25 protein-coding genes and 1 pseudogene are annotated in these 20006 nt (G+C 67.7%); 14 read left to right on the top strand and 12 right to left on the bottom strand.

Going from position 1 to position 20006, the window contains the following annotated elements; all coding sequences use genetic code 11:
• Positions 1 to 27 precede the first annotated feature (27 nt).
• A complete protein-coding gene (locus E4V99_RS15205) occupies positions 28 to 270 on the bottom strand; it encodes a hypothetical protein (RefSeq protein ID WP_135066081.1) in 243 nt (80 codons plus the stop codon).
• Complete coding sequence (locus E4V99_RS15200; protein WP_209305638.1) at positions 267 to 791, bottom strand: helix-turn-helix transcriptional regulator; 525 nt, start codon at positions 789 to 791, stop codon at positions 267 to 269. The genes E4V99_RS15205 and E4V99_RS15200 overlap by 4 nt, the downstream gene beginning before the upstream one ends.
• A 175-nt stretch (positions 792 to 966) precedes the next feature.
• Here E4V99_RS15200 and E4V99_RS15195 point away from each other — a divergent pair, with 175 nt between their 5' ends.
• Genes E4V99_RS15195 through E4V99_RS15175 form a run of 5 tightly spaced genes read left to right on the top strand, consistent with a single transcriptional unit; the run spans position 967 to position 4316 of the window.
• Positions 967 to 1770 (top strand): ATP-binding cassette domain-containing protein, encoded by an 804-nt coding sequence (locus E4V99_RS15195; protein WP_135117746.1) that lies wholly within the window; start codon positions 967 to 969, stop codon positions 1768 to 1770.
• Positions 1767 to 2537 (top strand): ABC transporter permease, encoded by a 771-nt coding sequence (locus tag E4V99_RS15190; protein WP_135117745.1) that lies wholly within the window; start codon positions 1767 to 1769, stop codon positions 2535 to 2537. The genes E4V99_RS15195 and E4V99_RS15190 overlap by 4 nt, the downstream gene beginning before the upstream one ends.
• Positions 2538 to 2550: 13 nt before the next feature.
• Positions 2551 to 3354 (top strand): MerR family transcriptional regulator, encoded by an 804-nt coding sequence (locus E4V99_RS15185; protein ID WP_135117744.1) that lies wholly within the window; start codon positions 2551 to 2553, stop codon positions 3352 to 3354.
• Positions 3355 to 3408: 54 nt separating this feature from the next.
• Positions 3409 to 3846 (top strand): alternative ribosome rescue aminoacyl-tRNA hydrolase ArfB, encoded by a 438-nt coding sequence (arfB, locus tag E4V99_RS15180; protein WP_135117743.1) that lies wholly within the window; start codon positions 3409 to 3411, stop codon positions 3844 to 3846.
• A 26-nt stretch (positions 3847 to 3872) separates the two neighbouring features.
• Complete coding sequence (locus tag E4V99_RS15175) at positions 3873 to 4316, top strand: VOC family protein (protein ID WP_135117742.1); 444 nt, start codon at positions 3873 to 3875, stop codon at positions 4314 to 4316.
• 10 nt (positions 4317 to 4326) lie between these two features.
• On the opposite strand, the pseudogene E4V99_RS15170 reads toward E4V99_RS15175, so the two are convergent.
• Positions 4327 to 4680, bottom strand: a pseudogene (locus E4V99_RS15170) (pyridoxamine 5'-phosphate oxidase family protein); the annotation flags it as partial.
• A gap of 24 nt (positions 4681 to 4704) precedes the next feature.
• The gene (locus E4V99_RS15165) at positions 4705 to 5133 is read right to left on the bottom strand and encodes a hypothetical protein (RefSeq protein ID WP_135066105.1); all 429 of its coding nucleotides are present in this window, start codon (positions 5131 to 5133) and stop codon (positions 4705 to 4707) included.
• Between the two features lie 72 nt (positions 5134 to 5205).
• Between E4V99_RS15165 and E4V99_RS15160 the strand changes: the two genes are divergently transcribed.
• From E4V99_RS15160 to E4V99_RS15145, 4 genes are all read left to right on the top strand, one after another.
• Positions 5206 to 5574, top strand: coding sequence for a hypothetical protein (locus E4V99_RS15160; RefSeq protein ID WP_135066108.1), 369 nt, complete (start codon positions 5206 to 5208; stop codon positions 5572 to 5574).
• A complete protein-coding gene (locus tag E4V99_RS15155; protein WP_135117740.1) occupies positions 5571 to 6200 on the top strand; it encodes an ABC transporter ATP-binding protein in 630 nt (209 codons plus the stop codon). The genes E4V99_RS15160 and E4V99_RS15155 overlap by 4 nt, the downstream gene beginning before the upstream one ends.
• Complete coding sequence (locus E4V99_RS15150) at positions 6197 to 7687, top strand: hypothetical protein (protein WP_135117739.1); 1491 nt, start codon at positions 6197 to 6199, stop codon at positions 7685 to 7687. Before E4V99_RS15155 ends, E4V99_RS15150 begins: the two co-directional genes overlap by 4 nt.
• A gap of 125 nt (positions 7688 to 7812) precedes the next feature.
• On the top strand, positions 7813 to 8295 hold the full coding sequence (locus E4V99_RS15145; RefSeq protein WP_135117738.1) for a hypothetical protein: 483 nt from the start codon (positions 7813 to 7815) through the stop codon (positions 8293 to 8295).
• On the opposite strand, the gene E4V99_RS15140 is transcribed toward E4V99_RS15145, so the two are convergent.
• The 7 genes from E4V99_RS15140 to E4V99_RS15110 all read right to left on the bottom strand — a co-directional run bounded on the left by E4V99_RS15140 (position 8264) and on the right by E4V99_RS15110 (position 15121).
• On the bottom strand, positions 8264 to 9073 hold the full coding sequence (locus tag E4V99_RS15140; protein WP_135066121.1) for a DeoR/GlpR family DNA-binding transcription regulator: 810 nt from the start codon (positions 9071 to 9073) through the stop codon (positions 8264 to 8266). The two genes, E4V99_RS15145 and E4V99_RS15140, sit on opposite strands and share 32 nt — an antisense overlap.
• A complete protein-coding gene (locus E4V99_RS15135; protein WP_209305637.1) occupies positions 9070 to 10173 on the bottom strand; it encodes a galactitol-1-phosphate 5-dehydrogenase in 1104 nt (367 codons plus the stop codon). Before E4V99_RS15135 ends, E4V99_RS15140 begins: the two co-directional genes overlap by 4 nt.
• Positions 10170 to 10904, bottom strand: coding sequence for a glycerophosphodiester phosphodiesterase family protein (locus E4V99_RS15130; protein ID WP_167758138.1), 735 nt, complete (start codon positions 10902 to 10904; stop codon positions 10170 to 10172). Before E4V99_RS15130 ends, E4V99_RS15135 begins: the two co-directional genes overlap by 4 nt.
• A 70-nt stretch (positions 10905 to 10974) precedes the next feature.
• Complete coding sequence (locus E4V99_RS15125; RefSeq protein ID WP_135066127.1) at positions 10975 to 12276, bottom strand: ABC transporter substrate-binding protein; 1302 nt, start codon at positions 12274 to 12276, stop codon at positions 10975 to 10977.
• 40 nt (positions 12277 to 12316) lie between these two features.
• Positions 12317 to 13225, bottom strand: a complete 909-nt coding sequence (locus tag E4V99_RS15120) for a carbohydrate ABC transporter permease (protein WP_135117736.1) — start codon at positions 13223 to 13225, stop codon at positions 12317 to 12319.
• The gene (locus E4V99_RS15115) at positions 13222 to 14100 is read right to left on the bottom strand and encodes a sugar ABC transporter permease (protein WP_135117735.1); all 879 of its coding nucleotides are present in this window, start codon (positions 14098 to 14100) and stop codon (positions 13222 to 13224) included. Before E4V99_RS15115 ends, E4V99_RS15120 begins: the two co-directional genes overlap by 4 nt.
• Positions 14093 to 15121: an ABC transporter ATP-binding protein gene (locus tag E4V99_RS15110; RefSeq protein WP_135117734.1), complete on the bottom strand. Its 1029-nt coding sequence runs from the start codon at positions 15119 to 15121 to the stop codon at positions 14093 to 14095. The genes E4V99_RS15115 and E4V99_RS15110 overlap by 8 nt, the downstream gene beginning before the upstream one ends.
• A 219-nt stretch (positions 15122 to 15340) precedes the next feature.
• Here E4V99_RS15110 and E4V99_RS15105 point away from each other — a divergent pair, with 219 nt between their 5' ends.
• From E4V99_RS15105 to E4V99_RS15090, 4 genes are read left to right on the top strand one after another with little or no spacing between them, the layout of a single operon-like run.
• The gene (locus E4V99_RS15105; RefSeq protein ID WP_135066139.1) at positions 15341 to 16372 is read left to right on the top strand and encodes a zinc-binding dehydrogenase; all 1032 of its coding nucleotides are present in this window, start codon (positions 15341 to 15343) and stop codon (positions 16370 to 16372) included.
• On the top strand, positions 16369 to 17307 hold the full coding sequence (locus E4V99_RS15100; protein WP_135117733.1) for a hexose kinase: 939 nt from the start codon (positions 16369 to 16371) through the stop codon (positions 17305 to 17307). The genes E4V99_RS15105 and E4V99_RS15100 overlap by 4 nt, the downstream gene beginning before the upstream one ends.
• The gene (locus E4V99_RS15095) at positions 17304 to 18179 is read left to right on the top strand and encodes a class II fructose-bisphosphate aldolase (protein ID WP_135117732.1); all 876 of its coding nucleotides are present in this window, start codon (positions 17304 to 17306) and stop codon (positions 18177 to 18179) included. Before E4V99_RS15100 ends, E4V99_RS15095 begins: the two co-directional genes overlap by 4 nt.
• A complete protein-coding gene (locus tag E4V99_RS15090) occupies positions 18173 to 18871 on the top strand; it encodes an MgtC/SapB family protein (protein WP_135066148.1) in 699 nt (232 codons plus the stop codon). The genes E4V99_RS15095 and E4V99_RS15090 overlap by 7 nt, the downstream gene beginning before the upstream one ends.
• 66 nt (positions 18872 to 18937) lie before the next feature.
• On the opposite strand, the gene E4V99_RS15085 is transcribed toward E4V99_RS15090, so the two are convergent.
• Positions 18938 to 19198 (bottom strand): DUF6458 family protein, encoded by a 261-nt coding sequence (locus E4V99_RS15085; RefSeq protein ID WP_135117731.1) that lies wholly within the window; start codon positions 19196 to 19198, stop codon positions 18938 to 18940.
• A gap of 160 nt (positions 19199 to 19358) precedes the next feature.
• On the opposite strand from E4V99_RS15085, the gene E4V99_RS15080 reads away from it, so the two are divergent.
• Positions 19359 to 19925: a dihydrofolate reductase family protein gene (locus E4V99_RS15080; protein WP_135117730.1), complete on the top strand. Its 567-nt coding sequence runs from the start codon at positions 19359 to 19361 to the stop codon at positions 19923 to 19925.
• Positions 19926 to 20006: the final 81 nt, after the last annotated feature.

Below are 20006 nucleotides of genomic sequence, written 5' to 3'. Positions count from 1 at the left end.
GAAGCCCCACCGTAGCGCGCTCCCCCGTCAGGCCGAGCGCGGCCGACTGAGCCGGGCGTGAAGCTCGGCCTCCGCAGCCAGGCGGCGATACCGCTCGTGCTGATCCGGCTCGTCGCCGACATCGTCACGGGAGGCGACCTCCCACGTGGCGTCGTCGTGCGTGGCTTCGAGCAACGCCACGACATCGCGGTATACGGCGGCGAATGCGTCGGGCGGTCCGAACACGTGGAGCGTCAACTCCCCAAGCGTGAAGCCGTCGGTGCTCGTCACCGTGCCTCCTCGGTGGCTTGGACGTCGGATGCTCGCTGCCGGGCGGGCTGCGCTCGGCGCTGCTGCTTGGTCCGAGACAGCGGGAACCGCGCCTCGAGGCGGGGTTCGAGATGGATCCGGCGCAGGGCGTGCAGGATGAGGTAGCCGCCGGACCAATACGCGAGGAACACCACGAGGCCGTAGGGACCCAGCGTGAAACTGAGCAGACTCAGGACGATGCCCATCCCCACGTAGAGCCATGTCCAGGCCGCCGTGATGCGATCGCGGCCGGCCTGCTGTTCGTCGGCACGGGCCTCCAGGGATTCCATGCGACTGCTGAGCTGCGGGTCGTCGATCACGGCGAACAGGTCCCTCACCTCGACGCGCAGGGCACCTGCGACGAGCGAGAGCGTCTCGAGACTGGCGTCCTGCCCGGCCTCCAGCCGTTGGATGGTGCGCAAGCCGACACCGCTCTCGGCGGCGAGCCGCTCCTGCGTCCATCCGTGGTGCTGCCTGAGTTCGACGATCCGTGTCACGTTCACAGGTCTCATGCTGCCTTCGCCCCTTCGTCATGACCACGCCACCCAGCCGCCAGTTGTCCGCCGTCGGCCCGCCACCCCATTCCATCGCGGATCGACCGCCTCCGCTTGACCATGACGCAGCGTCATGGTCATACCGTCTGTCGCACGACGAATGCGGTCGAGCGAAGGAGAGCAGATGACACAGACGAAGGCCCCGGAGTGGGCGATCGAGGTGAAGGGACTGCAGAAGTCCTATCGCGGCGTGCAGGTCCTCCGCGGAGTCGACTTCACGGTGTCTCCCGGCAGTATCTTCGCGCTCCTCGGATCCAATGGTGCGGGGAAGACGACAGTGGTGCGGATCCTCTCCACCCTGCTGAAAGCCGACGGCGGGTCGGCCCGGATCGATGGATTCGACGTCGCGGCACGCCCGCAGCAGGTGAGAGAGTCCATCAGCCTCACCGGCCAGTTCGCCGCCGTCGACGACGTGCTCAGTGGTCGAGAGAACCTGGTCCTGGTGGCGCGGCTGCGCCACCTGAGGAACCCGGGCAAGATCGCCGATGAACTGCTCGCCCGGTTCTCGCTCACCGAGGCCGCCGGCAGGAGGACAGCCACGTACTCCGGTGGCATGCGCCGGCGCCTCGACATCGCCATGAGCCTCATCGGTGCGCCACCGGTGATCTTCCTCGATGAGCCGACGACCGGCTTGGACCCCCAAGCGCGGAGGGAAGTGTGGCAGACCGTGAAGGACCTTGCCGGCCACGGCACGACGGTCCTGCTGACCACGCAGTACCTCCATGAAGCCGAACAGCTGGCAAGCCGGATCGCGATCCTCCACCAAGGCCGCATCATCGTCGACGGCACGCTTGCTGCGCTCAAACAACTGCTGCCGGCGACCAAGGTCGAGTACGTCGAGAAGCAGCCGTCCCTGGAAGAGGTGTTCCTCGCGATCACCGGCGAGCGGGACGACGCCGGGTACGGGGAGAACGGCGGGGACCGATGAAGTCCGCAACCCGCTTCATCGGCGATACCGCCGTCCTCACCGGTCGGTCGCTGCGGCACATCCTGCGCAGCCCCGACACGATCATCTCCACGACGATCATGCCGATCGGATTTCTCCTGCTGTTCGTGTTCGTCCTGGGCGGCGCGATCCAGACCGGCTCGGAGGGGTCGTACATCGACTATCTGCTCCCGGGCATCTTGGTGATCACGATCGTGTCGGGCATCGCCTACACCGCGTTCCGCCTGTTCCTCGACTTGCAGCGCGGCGTCGTCCAACGTTTCCAGTCCATGCCGATCGCACGATCCGCTGTGCTGTGGGCGCACGTGCTGACATCGCTCGTCGCCAGTTTCGTCTCACTCGTGCTCGTGCTGCTGACCGCGCTGCTCCTGGGCTTCCGCGCCGACGCCGGTGTTCTCGCGTGGCTGGCCGTCGCGGGCATCCTGATCCTGTGCGCGCTCGCACTCGCATGGCTGGCGATCATTCCCGGCCTCACGGCGAAGAGCGTGGACGGTGCGACGGCCTTCTCCTATCCGCTCCTCTTCCTGCCGTTCCTCAGCTCCGCCTTCGTCCCCACCGGGACGATGCCGCCGCCGGTGCGCTGGTTCGCGGAGAACCAGCCGGTCACCTCGATCGTGAACTCGCTGCGCGAGATTCTCGCGGCGCGGCCAGTGGGAGGCGATCTCTGGGTCGCCCTCGCCTGGTGCTCCGGCATCCTGATCGTCGCGTACGTGGTGTCCGTGGCGCTCTACCGCCGCACAGCCGGCTGAGGCAAAGTTAGCCATGCTCTCCATCGGCCAGCTCGCCGCCTATGCGGGAGTCACCGTCCGGACGGTGCGCCACTACCACCAGATCGGCTTGCTCCCCGAGCCCTCACGTGATCACTCCGGCTACCGCGTATACGACGCGGACGCCGTCATACGGCTCATCCGCATCCGCACGCTCGCCGAGGCCGGCGTGCCGCTCGCCCGGACGCATCAGCTCCTCGACGCCGGGGAAGAGGAGTTCGAAGCAGGCATCGACGACATCGACCGGACGATGCGTGCAGAGATCCGGCGATTGCAGCGAAGCCGCCGACGCCTGCGGCAGCTGGCTGCCGGAGATCAGCTGACATTGCCGCAGAGCGTTGTCGGGTATCTGGCTCGGCTGCGCGGGCTCGGCATCGACGAGCGATACATCGACGCGGAGCGCGACAGCTGGATTCTGATCACCGCCCAAGATGGTGGTTACCCCGTTGACGCGGTCATCGCTCAGAAACACATCGGGCTGGACCACCCAGACGTGGTGGCGCTGTACCGCCTCGTCAGTGACGCGTTCGACTGGCCAGTGGACGACCCGCGCATCGAAGACATCGCCGAGCGTGTCGACAGAGTCTCCCGCGAAGCCTCTGAGACGGGCGACATGATCGGACCGGCTCACCTTGAAGCGACCTTCGTCGACTTTCTCGACGGCGCGGCGACTCGGGCGAGCCCCCTCGCCGAACGACTCGACACGATCCTCAAGCGGCGTGGATGGGACGGATGGACGCATCTCGGACACGCCGCCGTGCCGGCGAACCACGTCGAAGACATCCGCTCCGATCCATGACCGTTCCTCGAAACCATTCGCACGGCCCCCTCGGCGCAGGAGCATGATGGATGCATGCCCGCCGCCCACCGTCCCGGCCTTCCCGTGGGCAGGGGGATCACCATCCCGGAGTCGGAGCTGACGTGGCGGTTCTCGCGTTCCTCCGGACCGGGCGGGCAGGGGGTGAACACGGCCGACTCCCGCGTGGAACTCGTGTGGGATGCGGCGCGCTCGGCCGTCCTCTCCCCCATCCAGCGTGAGCGGATTCTGGAGCGCCTGAGCGGCCGACTGGTCGACGGCGTGCTGACGGTCACCGCATCCGAGCACCGCGCACAACTGCGAAACCGGGAGGCCGCACGCGCCCGGCTGGCCGATCTCGTGGCCGACGCCCTGCGCCCGCCGACGCCGTCGCGGCGACCGACCGCTCCCAGCCGGGGCGCGAAGGAACGACGGCTGGGAGCGAAGAAGAGACGCACCGACGTCAAGCGCCTGCGCCGGCCGCCGCTCGACTGATCGCAGCCCTGCCAAAAGGAGAACCGATGACCATCAGGATCGACAACGTCGGGATCGCCGTCCGCGACATCGAGGCGACGATCGCCTTCTTCACCGACCTCGGGCTCAGCGTCCTCGGTCGCGACACCGTCAGTGGGGAGTGGGCCGATATCGCCGTCGGCCTGGACGGGAATCATGTCAAGATCGCGATGCTTCAGACGCCGGACGGTCATGGTCGCCTGGAGCTGTTCGAGTACATCCACCCTGAAGCGATCGACACGTCACCGACGCTTCCGAACGAGATCGGGATGCACCGGGTCGCATTCGCCGTCGACGACCTCGACGACGCTCTGAGGACCGCCGCGAAGCACGGGTATCACCCGCTTCGTGGCGTGGGCACCTATGAGGACATCTACCGGCTCACATACCTTCGCGGTCCTAGCGGGATCATCGTCATGCTGGCTCAGGAACTTCACCCCGCGGCGTCTTGAGCGCAGCGCCTCACGTGACCTCGACCCGTTCGTCGTGGTCGTCCAGGACGAACGCTTTCCGGGCGACGGCACGGTAGAGGCGGTGCCGGGCCGGGGCGCGGAGCTTCGCCGGGTCCCACTCCCCCAGTCCCTGCGCCTTGGACCGCGCGTTGTACAGCGCGAACGCATCCTCGAAACCACCCTCGTCGACCTGCGTGGCGTCCGCGGAGACGTACAGGGCGCTCCCCTCCCCTGGCGGCTTTGCAGAGTCGAAGATCACCAGCGACACGCTCGGGTTCGCCGAGATGTTCCGCGAGTGCCGCGCCCCGGGCTTGGACGCCCAGACGAACATCTCGAGCTCCCGGTGGGCGAACCACACCGGTGTCGCCCACGGCGCGGCCGCGACCGGTCAGCCCGACGTCGACCGCTGCGCCTGGGGGTGGCGGCGCGATGCGAGAGTCGCGAGCCCGGCCGCGACGCCCTCCTCCACCACCGGCCACTGCGGCTTCGCCTTGCTCGTGAAGCCCTCGAAGAGGACGAAACCGAGCCCGGCCGACGCGGTCAGGAGTGCGATGCCGCCCCACGCGACCCACGTGCCGGCGGGCGATGTCATTCCGACGGCGATGGCCAGCACGGTCACGCCGGCGAGCGCTGCGGCACCGGCGGCGTACCACCAGCGGCGGCCCGGTCGGCGCGGCTGCATCCATTTCCGGACGGCGGGGTTCAGCACCGCGATCAGCTTCCGGCGGGCGGTGTCCTCGTCCATCTCCGCATCGGCGAATGACGCGGCCGTCGCCCGGCCCAACTCCTGTGCCTTTCGGCGCACATCGTTCTTCATGACGCCTTCACGCTACCAACTGTGGTCCGATCAGCCGGTGCGGCTCCCGTTCGGCATCGCTACCCTCAAGACGTGGAAGCGGATTGGATCGAACACCGACGCTCAATCGACGGGGAACGCGTGGGATGGATGAAGCCGCTGGGCGAAGGGTTCGTCGCGATCGATCTGCTGGGTCGTCCGCGGACGGACGTCGTGGAATGGATGGTCGCGGAGCAGGTCCTGGACGACCTCGGACTCGGATACCTCGCCGACCCGCATGAGTTGCGGTTGGACGACGGGTCGTGGCTCCGCGTCCGGATCGCAGAGGTGTCACCCGTCGGCATCCGCGTGAAGAAGGATGACTGGGGCGATATGAACGCACCCCAGATTTACTACGCGGTGCCATTCCCGGTGACCGAGGAACTCCTCCGCCCGCTGTCGCACCGAGAGGGGCCCGCGTGATCGAGCTGCACGAGGTGACCGTCTCCGTGGGGGATGTGGTGCTGCTGGCACCGGTGTCCGCCTCTGTCGGGCCGGGCGATGTCCTCGTCGTTCGTGGGCGGAACGGCACCGGCAAGTCCACGTTGCTGCGGGCGATGGCCGGCGTCCGGACGCCGACGAGCGGAACGATCCGGATCGGCGATGACATCGTCACCGAGCGCGACCGCCGATTCCGTCGGCGGGTCGCCGCCATGATCGGGCTCCCGCCGATCGCCCCGGATCTGACCGTCTCTGATCACGTGCTCCTGGTGGCATCGACGTGGCTGGACGATGCGCTCGCGGCTACCGAGCTCGCGCGTGGAGTGCTCGACGAGTTGGGGCTCACGCCCTTGGCGGCGCGCTTTCCCCACGAGTTGTCCTCCGGACAGACGCAGCTGTTCGCACTCGGGCTCGTGCTGGCCAGGCCGTTCGACGTGCTCATCATCGATGAGCCGGAGCAGCGGCTCGACCCCGAGCACATCGATATGGTCATCGATGCGCTGCGCATCCGGCGGGACAACGGTGCGACCGTTGTCGTTGCGACGCACAATCCGCGGCTGGCCGACGCGCTCGCAGACCACACGCTCTGGCTGGGCGAAGCGGCATGACCGGTCGCGTCTCTGCGCCACTTGGTATCTGGCGTTCACGCAATACCCGCACACGAGGTGATCACGCCTACCTCGCGTACCTGATCGTGATGGTCACGCTGGTCGCCATCGCTCCCCTCGTGCGCGCGATCGTGGTGAGCATGACCGGCGCGGACGGGATCGCGGTCCTCACCTCGCCTGAGGCGCCGAGCGTCACGATGCTCGCAGTCTCGGGCATGTGGGCGTCTGCGCTGTTGCTGGGCAGAGTCCGCGGTCCTGCGCTGAGACCTCCATTCGTGACGCACGCGCTGGCCTCGAGTGACCTCCCCCGAGCCACCTCCTTCCGTGGACCGCTCCTCCGATCGGGGACGATGGTGGTTGCGCTCACCACTGTCGTAGGCGTCCTCATCGGCGCGAGCCTTGTCTCAACCGGATACAGCACACCCGGCGACGCTGGGCTGTTCGTCCTCGCCAGCACCTGCGTCGGCGTCATCTCTTCTCTCGCCTGGCTGGTGGGTCAGGCGATGCCCCGCACGGCAGCGCTCTTCTCCCCGATCGTCTTCGCGCTGGGCGCGGTCACCAGCACTGTCGCGGAGATCCAGCCCTTCACCCTATGGGGATGGGTCGGTCTCGCATACCCGGTCGGCGCTGCGCCGGGACCGCTCGCGCCTCTCCTCGCCGTGACCGCGGCTGCCGTCGCCGCCGCGCCGGCTCTGATGAACAGGCTCAGCATCACACCCCTGGCTGCACAAGCAGCGCGATGGGAGGCCGCGACCTCCTACGCAAGCGGCATGGAACTGGCTGCAGCCGCAACCGTCTACCAGGCGGCACCGAAGGTCGGACGCCACCTGCGTGCTGTCAGACCCGCCCTGCGAAGCCCGGTCGTCTTCCTTCTCCGCGACGCCGTCGGCGCCGCACGCACACCCGTCAGGCTCGCTGCGGGTGCACTCGCCCTCGCTGCGGCAGCGGCGCTCTTCACGCTCTCCCTCGTCTCGGAGACGCCCGATTGGGCACTCAGCGGGGTCGCCGGTGTGATCCTGTTCACCGGGCTGGGTCCGTTCACCGATGGCATCCGGCACGCCGCGAGTGTCGCATCGGACCTTCCTCTCTACGGAATCAGCGACGCACGGCTCCTCACCTACCACGCGCTCTTCCCGGTCATCACAACGATGATCGTGCTCGTCGTCGTCACCGTGATCTGCTCGCTCCTCATCGGACACGCTGCGCCGGCGATCCTCGGTTCCCTGCCGCTCGGGATGTTCGCGGTCCTCGCGCGCATCGGCAACGCGTTGAAGGGGCCACTCCCACCCGCGCTGCTCACTCCGATTCCCACACCCATGGGCGACCTGGGTGCCGCCGCGCGCCTCACGTGGGCGATGGACGGTGTCCTCCTCACCGCGTTGGCCGGGGCATCCGCCGCGCTCGTCTTCCAGTCACCCGTTCTGCTGCTCGCAGTCGGCGTCGCCCTCACCGGCCTCACCATCCACCGCTGGCGCCACCGGGTATGAACGAGCCTCTCAGCGTGACTGGGGAGAGAGGTTCCGCCCGTCGATGTGCGCCGGGTGCGCAACCACTGCCAGGATGAGCGCATATGCCCGTGTCGATCACGTGCAACGTGTGTCGAAAGGGAGTCATGAGCCGCAGCGCCGCCGGCCGCCGTCTGTCACTTGCGCTTGTGGCGGTGGTCGCGACCGTGCCCCTGCTCACGGGCTGCGTCGTCGTGCGCGAGGAATGGAATGCCTTGCAACGCGAGCGCAGTGGTACCCAGGCCCCCGGCGTCGTCAAGCCGGCGATCCTCGCGGCCGACCCGCGGGTGGATGAGGTGCTGACGCTGCAGGTCGGCCCCTCCGGTTTCGCGCGGATCATGACCGTTGTCATTTCCGTCAGCGGCGATGAGCCGGTCGAGACCAGCACGGCCCTGGCTGTGCTGACCGCGGCGGCCAGCACCGCACAGTCGGAGATCCACTACCTGGAACTCGGGGCGCGGCCGGCCTCCGACACGTCTCAGCTGCTGAACCTCGAGGACGCCGCGGCAGGGCTTCCGTCCGACCTGGACTGGAGATGGCAGGACTCGAAGATCGTCGTCACGAACCCCGACGTTCTGGACGAGCGCTGACCACGCGCACCTCGACGCCCGCGCCGCGCAGGCGCTCCACCTCGTCGGCCGGGGCCTTCGAGTCGGTGATGATCATGTGCACGCGCTCGGCCGGGGCGATCCGATAGAACCCCACGTGGGCGAACTTCGTGTGATCAGCGAGGAGAACGACCCGTCGAGCGCTGTTCATCATCGCCCGCACGACGCGGGCCTCCTCCATGTTCGGCGTGGTCAGTCCACGCTCGAGACTGACGCCGTTCGTACCGATGAACGCGAAATCGCACATGACTCCGTCCAGCGCCCGCTCGGCTACCTCCCCCACCAGCCCGTAGGTGTGCGGGCGGATCGTGCCGCCGGTGAGGAAGACTTCCGCCTCGTGCGGCATGAAGGTGGTGGCGATGTTCACGGCATTGGTCACCACCGTCAGGCCGGTCCGATCCAGCAGACGAAGCGCGAGGCGTCCGACGCTCGTCCCGGTGGCGAGGGCGACCGTGACGCCGTCGCCGACGAGACTCGATGCCTCCAGCGCGATGGCGTTCTTCTCCTCGGCGAACTGATCGTCCTTCTCGACGAAGGAGGGCTCCGCCAGCAGGCCGGCGCTCAGCACGGCGCCGCCATGGCTGCGGACGACGAGGCGGTCCCGCTCGAGCTTCTCCAGATCCTTCCGGACCGTCACTTCCGACACACCGAGCTCGTCGGAGAGGAAGGATACTTCGACGCTCTTGTGCTCACGGAGGAAATCGAGGATGTACTGGCGCCGCTCGATCCCCAGCAGGCGTCTGCCACCCTCGCGCATCATCGGCCATCAGCCCCTGTCGAACGGAAGTACTCGTTGTTGTATAGCAGGACTTTGCCGCGCACGGCCTCTCCCGAGCGGTACAGGTCGAAGGCCCCGTTCGCGTCCTCGAGCGGGAAGCGGGCGGCGACCAGCGAATCGCAGGTCAGACGTCCGCTCTCGAACGCACGGACCGATGACGTCCACTCCTCCCCCGGGAACGGGCTGCTGTAGGACATCCATGACCCGATGACCGTGGCCTCCTTGCGGTGCAGCAGCTCGAACACGTGCGGATCGAACGAGACGGGCCGCGTCGGCGTGCCGACGGAGACGATCGTCCCCTTGCTGGCCACCAGCTGGAGCGCGGTGGTGAGCGCAGGCGACACTCCTGACGACTCGATGACGAGGTCGAAGCCACGGCTGCCGGTCTGCTCCCGCCAGTCGTCCTGCTCGAGATCGGTGCGCTGGACGAGGTCGGCCCCGAGCGCAGTGGCCGTCGCCAGGCGCGCCTCGTCGATGTCGAAGACCGTGACCTGGTCGGCGCCCAGGAGCCGAGCCCATTGCGTCGCGAAGACACCGATGTTGCCGGCGCCGATCACCGCGACATGGCCGCCACCGTCGTACCGCGCGAGGCGGAAGGCATGCAAGGCGACCGAGGATGGCTCGATCATCGCGCCGGATTCGAAGCTCATCGAGTCGGCGAGGCGGAGGAGGTTCCGTTCGGGCACGACGACGTATTCGGCCCAGGAGCCGTTCACCCGCGAGCCGAGGAACGAATAGTTGCGGCACTGGCTGTAGTGACCGGATGCGCAGTCCCGGCACTCGTCGCACGGCAGGAGAGGCACTCCGGCGACGCGGCTGCCGAGAGCGATGCCGGTGCCCTCCCCCACCTCAGCGATCACACCGGAGAACTCATGACCGAGGATGATCGGGTATCGCCGCGCTCCCGTGCCCAGGACGCGAGGCAGGTCGGATCCGCAGATGCCGCTCACCATCACCTGGACCAGGGCTTCCCCCGGCCCCGGCACGGGTCGTTCGACGTCACGGACTTGCAGCTGCCCCGGGCCGTGCAGGACGGCGGCGCGCATGAGCAGGTCGGCGTTCGCCGATGCGGATGCGCTCACTTGGCGGTGTCCTGATGCAGCTCGGGATGCGCGAGGTAGAAGTCCGCCCAGCGCTCGAGCTCGTTCGTGGTGATGAGGGTGTGCGGGTACTTCTCCGCGATGAGCTGCATGTCCGCCAGGGAGTCCACGACCCACGGACCGACGATGTAGCCGCGTTCGGTGATCATGCGGTCGTACTGGGCGGTCAGCATCTTCACCGGCACCCCGAGCAGCTCGCAGCGCATCTCCGCCATGAAGTCGAACACGTAGGGCATGGCGCAGCTGCTGGTCAGGCCCAGCGGGATGTCGGCATCCAGGGTGCGCAGGCGCTGGATCGAGAAGTGATCGAAACTGATGATGATGCAGTCCTCGCCCACCCCGCTCTGGCGGATCAGATCCAGCGACGTCTCCTCGAGTCGGGGATACAGGTCACCCGCCTGTTTGAGCTCGACCATCGGGGTGATCCTGCCCTTGACGACGTCGAGCGCCTCCTCCAGCGTCGCGATCCGCTCTCCGCCGGCGATCTCGAACGACTTCAGTTCTGCGAGGGTGAAGTCGCGCACAGCGCCGGAGGCGTCCGTGATCCGGTCGACGTTGTAGTCGTGCATCAGGACGGGCACACCGTCCTTGCTCAGCTGGACGTCGAACTCGACGTGGCTGTAGTTCAGGTCGACGGCTGCCCTCAGTGCGGTCAGGGTGTTCTCGGGGTACTTCGCCGAGTATCCCCGATGCGCGATTGCTCTGATCTTCACTTCTCTTCCCTCGTTCGGACGCTCGGGCGGGCGGCGATCCGCCCGCCCGAGCGCGTGCGATCGGTCGCTGTCAGTCGGCGAGGATCGCGTTGGCACGCTCGATGAAGGCGTCGAGGGAAGTCTCGATGTCGGCATCGTCGTACATGATGGCCTGGATGGTCTTCAGGAACTCCTGGTCGATCTCCGCGAAGTGCGGGCTGTTGTTGGTGTCGATGGAGTTGGCGAGCTGGTCGTAGGCGACCTTGCGCTGCGGCTCCGCTTCGAACAGCTCGACGAACTCGTCGGACTCGGCGATCGCCGGCGTGAACGGCACGTAGCCGGTGTCCTTGATGAAGCGCTGGCCGCCCTCGGCGTCGTTGATCAGCCACTCCAGGAAGGTCCACGCCGGGTCCTGCTTGTCGGAGTCGGCGAGCATCACCAGGTTGGCACCGCCGGTGGGCGCGGCCGCACGGTCGCCCTCGGGCAGGAATGCGGTCTGGTAGTCGAAGGTGGCGTTCTGCAGGTAGCCGCCGATGCTGCCGCTGGAGTTCACGACCATGCCCACCTGTCCGCCGAGGAACATCTGCCCCACGACGTTGCCGGAGTCGGTGGTCGGCGGGTAGTAGAGCGCGCCGCTGTCCTGCATCCGCTTGATGAACTCGAACGCTTCGACGCCTTCTTCGTCGAAGCCGATGGCGGTGCCGTCCTCGTTGAAGAAGCTGCCGCCCTGCTGGACGATGAGCGAGATCGGCCACCAGCTCTCGTAGTTCATGGTGATGCCGTAGCGGCTGGTCTCGCTGCCGTTCTTGACGACGAGGGCGTTGGCGACCGCCTCGGTCTCCTCCCACGTGGTGGGGACTTCGAGGCCCAGCTCATCCAGCGCGGTCTGGTTCACGTGCAGCATCGGGCTCGAGCGGTTGAACGGGATCGCGTTCAGCTCGCCATCGAAGGTGATGTTGCCCATCAGGCCCTCGACGAAGGTGTCCTCGGACATGTCGGAGGACTCCAGGAACGGGTTGAGGTCCGCCAGCACCTTCGCCTCGGCCAGGAGCGGCACGAAGGCGCGCTCGACCATGGAGATGTCGGGGCCGGTCCCGGCGGGGATGGACTGCTGGAGCTTCGTCAGCGTCTCGGGATACGAGCCCTGGAACGTGGCCACGACCTCGACCTCGTCCTGCGACGCGTTGAACGACTCCACGACGGCGTCGATGCTCTCGCCGTTCGTGCCGCTCATCGAGTGCCAGAACTGGATGGTCGTGGTCTCCCCCTCGGGTGCCACGCCGCTGTTGCTGCCGGTGGCGGAGTCATCGCCTCCGGAGCATCCGGCCAGCAGAGTGAGCGAGGTGACGGCGGCGATGCCGATGCCTGCGCGCAGGAGTCTTTGCGTTTTCATACGTCCTTCTTCCATGTGTGTTGCGATGCGGGGGGATGGATCACTTGATGCCTGAGTACGCGAAGGCACGGATGATGTGCTTGGCGGCGAAGAAGTACACGATCAGGATCGGCACGACGAGCACGACGTTGCCGGCCATGATGATGTTCCACTGGCTGATGCCCTCCGATTCCCGGAGCATCGCGATGCCGATGGGCAGCGGACGCACGGCGGCGGAGTCGGTCATCACGAGCGGCCAGAAGTAGTCGTTCCAGTGGGAGACGAAGCTGAACAGCACCACGGTGGCCAGCGCCGGGATCGACATCGGCACCATGATGCGCAGCATGATGCGCCACTCGCTGGCGTTGTCCAGGCGCGCGGCCTCGATGATCTCCCGCGGGATCTGCATGAAGTACTGCCGCAGGAGGAAGACGCCGAACGCGTTCGTCATCGCCGGGATGATCTGGGGCAGCAGGGTCTGGATGAGCCCCCACTCCGCCATCATCAGGTAGACCGGGATGAAGGTGACCTGGCCGGGGATCATGAAGGCCAGCAGCACCATGCCGAACAGGATGTTCTTGAAGCGGAACTCGTAGACCGCGAACGCGTACGCCGCCGGGATCATCAGCGCGAGCTGGATGACGAGGATGCTCGCCGTCACGATCACCGAGTTGCGGAAGTACGTCGGGAACGGCCCGGAGGTCATCGCCTCGAGGTAGTTGCCGAACTGCGGGACCTCGGGGATGAGGGTGATCGGGAACGAGGAGCTCTCCGCGCTGGTCTGCAGCGAGGTCGACAGCATCCACAGGAATGGCGCGATGAATCCGGCCAGGAGGACCAGTTTGAGCACGGCGGCGAAGACCCGGCCGATGCGCTGGGCGAGAGGCCTGCGCGGCGGGAGGGAGACCTCGGGCTGCGGTTCGGGAGGGCCGGGTTCGGCCAGGACAGGTGCTGCGAGTCCGACGCTCATTGGTAGTGCACCTTCTTCGAGAGAATGCGGAAGTAGATGATCGTGAACACCGCGACGAGGACCATGAGCACGATGCCCGAGGCCGAGGCGTAGCCGATGTTGCTCGTGCGGTTCTGGAAGATGTAATAGGCCAGCGACGTGGTCGAGTTGTTCGGTCCGCCGCCGGTCATGATGTTGACGGTGTCGAACACCTTCAGTGCGCCGATCGTGGAGATGATCAGCATGAAGAAGAGCTGCGGCGACAGCATGGGCAGCGTGATCTTGAAGAAGACGCGGATGGGGCCGGCATTGTCCAGGGCGGCCGCCTCGTACAGCGACGCGGGGATGGAGTGCAGTGCGGCGAGCACGATCAGCGTGAAGTAGCCGGTGCTGTGCCACACCGAGACGATGATGATCGAGAGCATCGACGTCTCGGAGCTCTGCAGCCACATCGACGTCGGCAGCCCGAGCGATTTCAGCACCGTGTTGATCAGGCCGAAGCTCGGCTCCATCATGAGCAGCCACACCAGCGAGATCGACACGATGGAGATGACGTGCGGGATGAAGATGCCCGCCTGCACGATCGCGCCCAGCCTCGTGTGGCGCTTGAGCAGGAGCGCGAACAGCACAGCGAGGGTCAGGGTGATCGAGACGGTCCCGAGCGTGTAGACGAGGGTGTTCCGCAGGGCGACGTAGAAGTCTTCCCGCTGGAAGATCTCGATGTAGTTCTCCAGCCCGATGAACTCGCTCATCGCCGGGTTCAGCAGGTTGTAGTCGTTCAGACTCAGCTGCCCGAGATAGGCGATCGGGTAGAAGACGAACAGGGCGATGCCGACGATGACCGGCGCCACCATGGCATAGGGCCGCAGGCGCGGCCAGAGCGTTCCATTACGCATGCGCAGGCCTCGCCTCCGCGACCGGCGCGTCGATCCGCACGCCGTCGGCGCCGAACCGCACCAGGTGCTCCTCGCCCACGGCCAGATGCACCTCACGGTCCACGTCGATCCCGGGGTCGGTCGACTTCACCATGAACACGTCGTCGCCGCCGCGCACCTGGTACACCGTCTCCGACCCGAGCATCTCGCGGGTGACCACGCGACCCTGAGCGGTGAAGGCGCCGTCGATCGGTGCGTAGGAGAGGCGCGCATTCTCGGGGCGGAAGCCCAGCCGGATGCCGTCGGCGCCCGCGCGCGTCACGTTCATCGGGGGGATGCCCATGAACTCGGCGGTGAAGACGTTCGCCGGCTGGCGGTACATGACCTCCGGCGGCGCCATCTGCTGGATCTTGCCGCCGTTCATCAGCACGATGGTGTCGGCCATCGACATCGCCTCGCCCTGGTCGTGGGTGACGTAGACGAAGGTGGTGCCGAGCATCTTGTGCAGCTCGATGAGTTCCACGCGCATCTGGAAGCGGAGCTTCGCGTCGAGGTTGGAGAGCGGCTCGTCCATCAGGAAGACGCCAGGCTTCTTCACCATTGCGCGGGCCAGGGCCACGCGCTGTCGCTGACCGCCCGAGAGCGTGCTGGGCTTGCGATCGAGGTAGTCGGAGAGGCCGACGGTCTTGCTGATGCTCTCGACCAGCTGCCGGCGCTCGTCGCGTGACACCTTGTTGTTCTTGAGGCCGAACTCGATGTTCCCGCGCACCGACATGGTGGGGTAGATCGCGTAGTTCTGGAAGACCATGGCGATGTCGCGGTCGCCGGGGCGCGCATGAGTGACGTCTTTGCCGTCGATCAGCAGCTGTCCGGCGGTCTGGGTGTCCAACCCCGCGATCATCCGCAGCAGCGTGGTCTTGCCACATCCGGAGGGGCCGACCAGGACGGTGAACGAGCCGTCCTCGATCGTCAGGTCGAGATCACCGATGACGGTGTTCTCGCCGAACCGCTTGGTCACGCCTTTGAACTCGATTGATCCCACGCGTTCTTCTCCACTCTGAGTCCTCGCCACTGACACGCGCATGGCTCACGCCAAGGTTTCGTTTCAAAGCGAAACGTGCGAAATCAAGTTGCGTTTGGTTTCGACCCTAATAGGATCGACGCACAGCGACAAGTCACGACGGTTGCGGCACCTGCGCCTCTCCCCTGACCCGACTCGCATCCCCCGTCGCACAGCAGCGACGCCTACGGAAGGAGCGCCATGCTCGGCGTGTATCTGCCCGGTGACAGCACCGTCGACCTTCGTCGGATCGAGGACCCGGCTCCGGGGCCTGGGCAGGTCGTCATCGCCGTGCGTGCGTCCACGATCTGCGGATCCGATATCCGTGCCATCTATCGCGAGCACGTTCAGGGCGATCCTGCGGAGTCGTATCAGAACGTCGTCGCGGGCCATGAACCTGCCGGGCAGGTGGTCTCGCTGGGCGACGGCGTGTCCCGACTTCAGGTCGGAGATCGCGTCGCGGTCTACCACATCAGCGGATGCGGCCAGTGCGACGACTGCATCAGCGGGTACCAGATCAGTTGCACCTCTCCGCAGCGTGCGGCTTATGGCTGGCAGCGGGACGGCGGCCACGCCGAGTTCATGCTCGCCGACGAACGCGACTGCATCCTCCTGCCCGACGGGGTGACGTACCAGGATGGCGCGTGCGTCGCCTGCGGTTTCGGCACCGCCTACGAAGGGCTGCTCCGGGCCGGAGTGAGCGGTCGCGATTCGCTGGCCGTCGTCGGGCTCGGTCCGGTCGGGCTCGCCGCCGGGCTGCTCGGCGGCAAGCTGGGGGCAACGCCCCGCATCGGCTTCGACCCCAGCCCCGAGCGCCGCGAGTTCGCCCTGCGCGTCGGCGCCGTGGATGCGGCGGTCGACCCGACCGATCCGGCACACCGGGTGGTGCCCGAATGGCATGTCGCGGTGGACTGCTCGGGGAGCACCGCCGGGCGCGCCACGGCGCTGGCCACGCTGCGAACCCGCGGCCGGCTCGTCCTCATCGGAGAGGGCCATGGGTTCCAGGTCGAGGAGGCGAGCCCGCAGCTCATCCATCGCCAGCTCACGGTGCACGGATCGTGGGTGACGAATCTCGCCCACATGCGGGAGCTCGTCGAGCGTCTGCCCGCCTGGGGGCTTCACCCCGAGGTGGTCGTCTCCCACGCCTTCGGGCTCCAGGACGCGGATGAGGCGTACCGGATCGCCGACGCCGGGCAGTCCGGCAAGGTGGCGATCGTGCCCAACCCGGCATGATCCTCACACTCACGCCCAATCCGGCTCTCGATCTCACCTACCGGATCCACGCGCTTCAGCCCGGCGAGACCCATCGCGTGTCGGCGGGATCCGCGCGAGCCGGCGGCAAGGGGGTCAACGTCGCCCGCGTCCTGCGCACTCAGGGCTCCCCCGTGCGCACGGTCCTCACCGCAGGCGGCGCCACCGGCGCGCAGGTCGTCGCCGACCTGCAGGAGTCCGGCATCGCGCACGAGGCAGTCCCAGTCGGCTCCCCCACGCGGCGCACGATCGCCGTCGTCGAGGACGGCGACGGCACCACCACGCTGCTCAGCGAGTCCGGAGCCGCGTTGTCCGAGGACGAACGCGCGCGACTGCATGCTGCGGTGCAGAGCTCACTGCCGATCGCGTCGTGCCTCGTGATCTCCGGCAGTCTGCCGGCCGGCTTCCCGCCTGAGGAGATCGCGGCGATGGTGGCGAGCTCGCGCAGCCGGGGCGTCCCGGTGATCGTCGACACGTCGGGTCCGGCTCTGCTCGCTGCGGCAGCGGCCGGCGCCGACCTGCTGAAGCCGAACGCCGCGGAACTGGCCGAAGCGACCGGTGAACGCGACCTCGCGGCCGGAGCGCAGGCCCTCCTCGATCTCGGCGCGGACACGGTCCTCGTCTCCCTGGGCGAAGAAGGGATGCTCGCGGCGCACTCCGCCTCGGCGTGGACGCGCGCTGCGCTCCCCCGCGTCCTTCGTGGCAATCCGACCGGTGCCGGCGACGCCGGCGTCGCCGCCGCGGCGATGCTGCTGGCCCAGGGAGCGCCCACAGCGGCGGATCTGCTGCGCGCGGCGACGTCCTGGTCGGCGGCCGCGGTGCTCATGCCACTGGCCGGCGAGATCTCCCCCACCCACCGGGAGCTCGCCATCGAGGTCGCCCTCCACCCGTACCCCGACTCCGAGGAGCGTCCGTGACCCTCGTTCCCACCCGCACCCTGATGTCCTCCGCGCGCGCTGCCGGGCGGGGGCTGGGTGCGTTCAACGTCATCCATCTCGAGACGGCATCCGCTCTCGTGCGCGCCGCTGAGCACGCCGGACTGCCGGTCATCCTGCAGCTCTCGCAGAACTGCATCGCCTACCACGGCGACCTCGACCCGATTGCGCGGGCCATGCTGACGATCGCCGAGCGCTCCAGCGCTGAGATCGCCGTGCACCTCGATCATGCCGAGGATCTCGCGCTCGTCCACCGCGCGGTGGACCTCGGCTTCGGTTCGGTCATGTACGACGGTTCCGCGCTCGACTTCGCCGACAACGTCGCACACACCCGGCGGGCGACGGCGTACGCGCACGCGAGTGACTGCTACGTCGAGGCGGAGCTGGGGCGGGTCGGCGGCAAGGACGGCGCCCACGCGCCGGGCGTTCGCACCGATCCCACCGAGGCGAAAGACTTCGTCGATGCCACGGGAGCGGATGCCCTCGCCGTCGCGGTCGGGTCTTCACACGCGATGCGGGAGCGCACTGCCGAACTCGACCACGACCTGATCCGACGGCTCCGCTCCGCCGTGCCCGTCCCGCTGGTCCTGCACGGGTCGTCCGGAGTTCCGGATGGACAGATCGTCCGGGCCATCCGGGCCGGCATGACGAAGATCAACGTCTCCACACAGCTGAACACGCGCTTCACTGCCGCCGTGCGGGAGGTGCTGGCCGGGCGACCCGACGTCGTCGACTCGCGCGTCTACATCGCGCGCGGCGCAGACGCCGTGACCGCGGAGGCTGAGCGGTTGCTGCGGGTCTTCGCTCTCGAGCCCGACACCACGAGCCATCCGGCGGAGGACACGGCATGCTGATCGATCTGTACACCGAATCGACCCTCACCGAACTGGCGCTTCTGGGGCTGGCCTTCCTCCTCTCCGCGGTCATCGGAGTCGAACGTCAGCGCAAGCTCAAGAGCGCCGGTCTGCGCACACACACCCTCGTCGGGCTGGGCTCAGCGGTGTTCACGCTGGTGTCGGCCTACGGATTCAGCAACGTCGTGGGCGCGGATGTCGTCCTCGATCCCTCCCGCATCGCGGCGCAGATCGTGTCGGGCATCGGTTTCCTGGGCGCGGGGGTCATCTTCGTGCAGAAGGGCACCGTCAACGGCCTGACCACGGCCGCCAGCATCTGGATGACCGCGGCGATCGGAATGACCTGCGGCGCAGGGATGCCCCTCATCGCCGTGGCCGCGACCATCCTGCACCTGCTGACGGTGGGAGCGCTGAGCTATGTCGGCCGGCGCATCCGCCCCGAGTTGCCTGAACCCGTCTTGACCATCCGGTATCGCCGCGGGTACAGCGTTCTGCGGCAGGTGCTGGAGACCTCCGCGCAGTCGGGCTACCACTCGGCCCTGGAGGAGGCCTCGCACGAGGAGGACTCGAATCTCCGTGAGCTGGTCATGCGCTTCACCGGCGATCTGGACAAACTGCCATCTCTCGCGGGGCAGCTGTCCGAGCTCGACGGCGTCGTCTCTGTGGCCATGACCGACCGCGGCGTGGACTGAACCTCTTGGAGCGCGGACACGAAAAGAGCGGCCGCGGGGCTGTGCGCCGCGGCCGCTCTGTGTCGATCAGACGACGTCGTCGCCGCTGGATCGCGTCGACTGACGCGTGACCCGCTCCCCGGCGTTCGGGTCGACCGCCGTTCGCGTGACCGTGTCGGTCGACCGGCGGCGCATCATGAGCACGAGGCCGATGACGAAGACGACGGCGCCGGCTCCCATGAGGATGTATCCGATGAGGTCGAGGTTGATCCACTCGAGCTGCACGTTCACAGCGAACGCCAGAATGGCTCCGATGATGAACAGGGCGATTCCTGCTCCGATGCTCATGGTCTCCCTTTCCGGCGCGCGGACGCGCGCCCCCGCGGCGCGGTGCCGCGTCCCCATGATGGCGGTCCGCGTGCCCCCGCTCCGAGGGCTTGACATCCGCTGCGGCGACGGGGATCCGTCGTTCGCGGACCGTGTCGGCGGCCGCACCTAGCGTTGCGGGATGGTCACCACTGTTTTCTACACCGCTGTCACCGCCAACGGTTTCCTCGCCGACGAGCACGACTCCCTCGACTGGCTCTTCGCCGTGCCGGGCGCTGAAGACGCCGAGAACGACATGGGCGATTTCCTGGCTACCGTGGGCGCGTTCGTCATGGGTGCGGCCACGTACGAATGGGTGCTGCGTCACGAGGAGGAGCAGCGTCCGGGGATGTGGGCCGAGAGCTACGGCGCGCTCCCCTGCTTCGTCGTGACGCACCGCACCCTGGCCGTGCCGCCGGGCGCGAATGTGCGCTTCGTTCAGGGCGAGGTCGCATCCTTCTGGCCCGATCTCGTCGAGGCCGCCGGTGACGGAGCGCTGTGGCTGGTCGGGGGCGGCGACCTGGTGGGCCAGTTCGACGACGCCGGACACCTCGACCAGATCCGCCTCTCCGTCGCGCCGGCCTTCCTGCCGGCGGGAAAGCCGCTGCTCCCCCGCCGCATCGGGCCCGAGCGTCTGCAGCTGGAGTCCGCCCGCGCCTCCGGTCAGTTCGTCGAAGTCGCGTACCGCGTCCTGCCCGCGGCGCCCTAGCCGCGGTCCGGGTTCGCCCGCCCCGCCCCGTGGCGTTGCGCAGAATTCAGGAGACACGCCGTAGGGCGGGGCTCGGAGGCC

The organism is Microbacterium sp. dk485 (genome assembly GCF_004570445.1).
GTDB classification, from domain to species: domain Bacteria; phylum Actinomycetota; class Actinomycetes; order Actinomycetales; family Microbacteriaceae; genus Microbacterium; species Microbacterium wangchenii.
The sequence above is the reverse complement of the archived record's forward strand: the minus strand, read 5'-3'. Positions and strand labels throughout refer to the sequence as shown.

Excerpts from the sequence above, each read along its gene's own strand:
- E4V99_RS15120 (WP_135117736.1), bottom strand. The coding sequence starts at position 13,225 with ATGAGCGTCGGACTCGCAGCACCTGTCCTGGCCGAACCCGGCCCTCCC.
- E4V99_RS15190 (WP_135117745.1), top strand. The coding sequence starts at position 1,767 with ATGAAGTCCGCAACCCGCTTCATCGGCGATACCGCCGTCCTCACCGGT.
- E4V99_RS15090 (WP_135066148.1), top strand. The coding sequence starts at position 18,173 with ATGCTGATCGATCTGTACACCGAATCGACCCTCACCGAACTGGCGCTT.
- E4V99_RS15125 (WP_135066127.1), bottom strand. The coding sequence starts at position 12,276 with ATGAAAACGCAAAGACTCCTGCGCGCAGGCATCGGCATCGCCGCCGTC.
- E4V99_RS15080 (WP_135117730.1), top strand. The coding sequence starts at position 19,359 with ATGGTCACCACTGTTTTCTACACCGCTGTCACCGCCAACGGTTTCCTC.
- E4V99_RS15145 (WP_135117738.1), top strand. The coding sequence starts at position 7,813 with ATGAGCCGCAGCGCCGCCGGCCGCCGTCTGTCACTTGCGCTTGTGGCG.
- E4V99_RS15105 (WP_135066139.1), top strand. The coding sequence starts at position 15,341 with ATGCTCGGCGTGTATCTGCCCGGTGACAGCACCGTCGACCTTCGTCGG.
- E4V99_RS15165 (WP_135066105.1), bottom strand. The coding sequence starts at position 5,133 with ATGAAGAACGATGTGCGCCGAAAGGCACAGGAGTTGGGCCGGGCGACG.
- E4V99_RS15085 (WP_135117731.1), bottom strand. The coding sequence starts at position 19,198 with ATGAGCATCGGAGCAGGAATCGCCCTGTTCATCATCGGAGCCATTCTG.
- arfB (WP_135117743.1), top strand. The coding sequence starts at position 3,409 with ATGCCCGCCGCCCACCGTCCCGGCCTTCCCGTGGGCAGGGGGATCACC.
- E4V99_RS15100 (WP_135117733.1), top strand. The coding sequence starts at position 16,369 with ATGATCCTCACACTCACGCCCAATCCGGCTCTCGATCTCACCTACCGG.
- E4V99_RS15140 (WP_135066121.1), bottom strand. The coding sequence starts at position 9,073 with ATGATGCGCGAGGGTGGCAGACGCCTGCTGGGGATCGAGCGGCGCCAG.
- E4V99_RS15195 (WP_135117746.1), top strand. The coding sequence starts at position 967 with ATGACACAGACGAAGGCCCCGGAGTGGGCGATCGAGGTGAAGGGACTG.
- E4V99_RS15175 (WP_135117742.1), top strand. The coding sequence starts at position 3,873 with ATGACCATCAGGATCGACAACGTCGGGATCGCCGTCCGCGACATCGAG.
- E4V99_RS15150 (WP_135117739.1), top strand. The coding sequence starts at position 6,197 with ATGACCGGTCGCGTCTCTGCGCCACTTGGTATCTGGCGTTCACGCAAT.
- E4V99_RS15185 (WP_135117744.1), top strand. The coding sequence starts at position 2,551 with ATGCTCTCCATCGGCCAGCTCGCCGCCTATGCGGGAGTCACCGTCCGG.
- E4V99_RS15115 (WP_135117735.1), bottom strand. The coding sequence starts at position 14,100 with ATGCGTAATGGAACGCTCTGGCCGCGCCTGCGGCCCTATGCCATGGTG.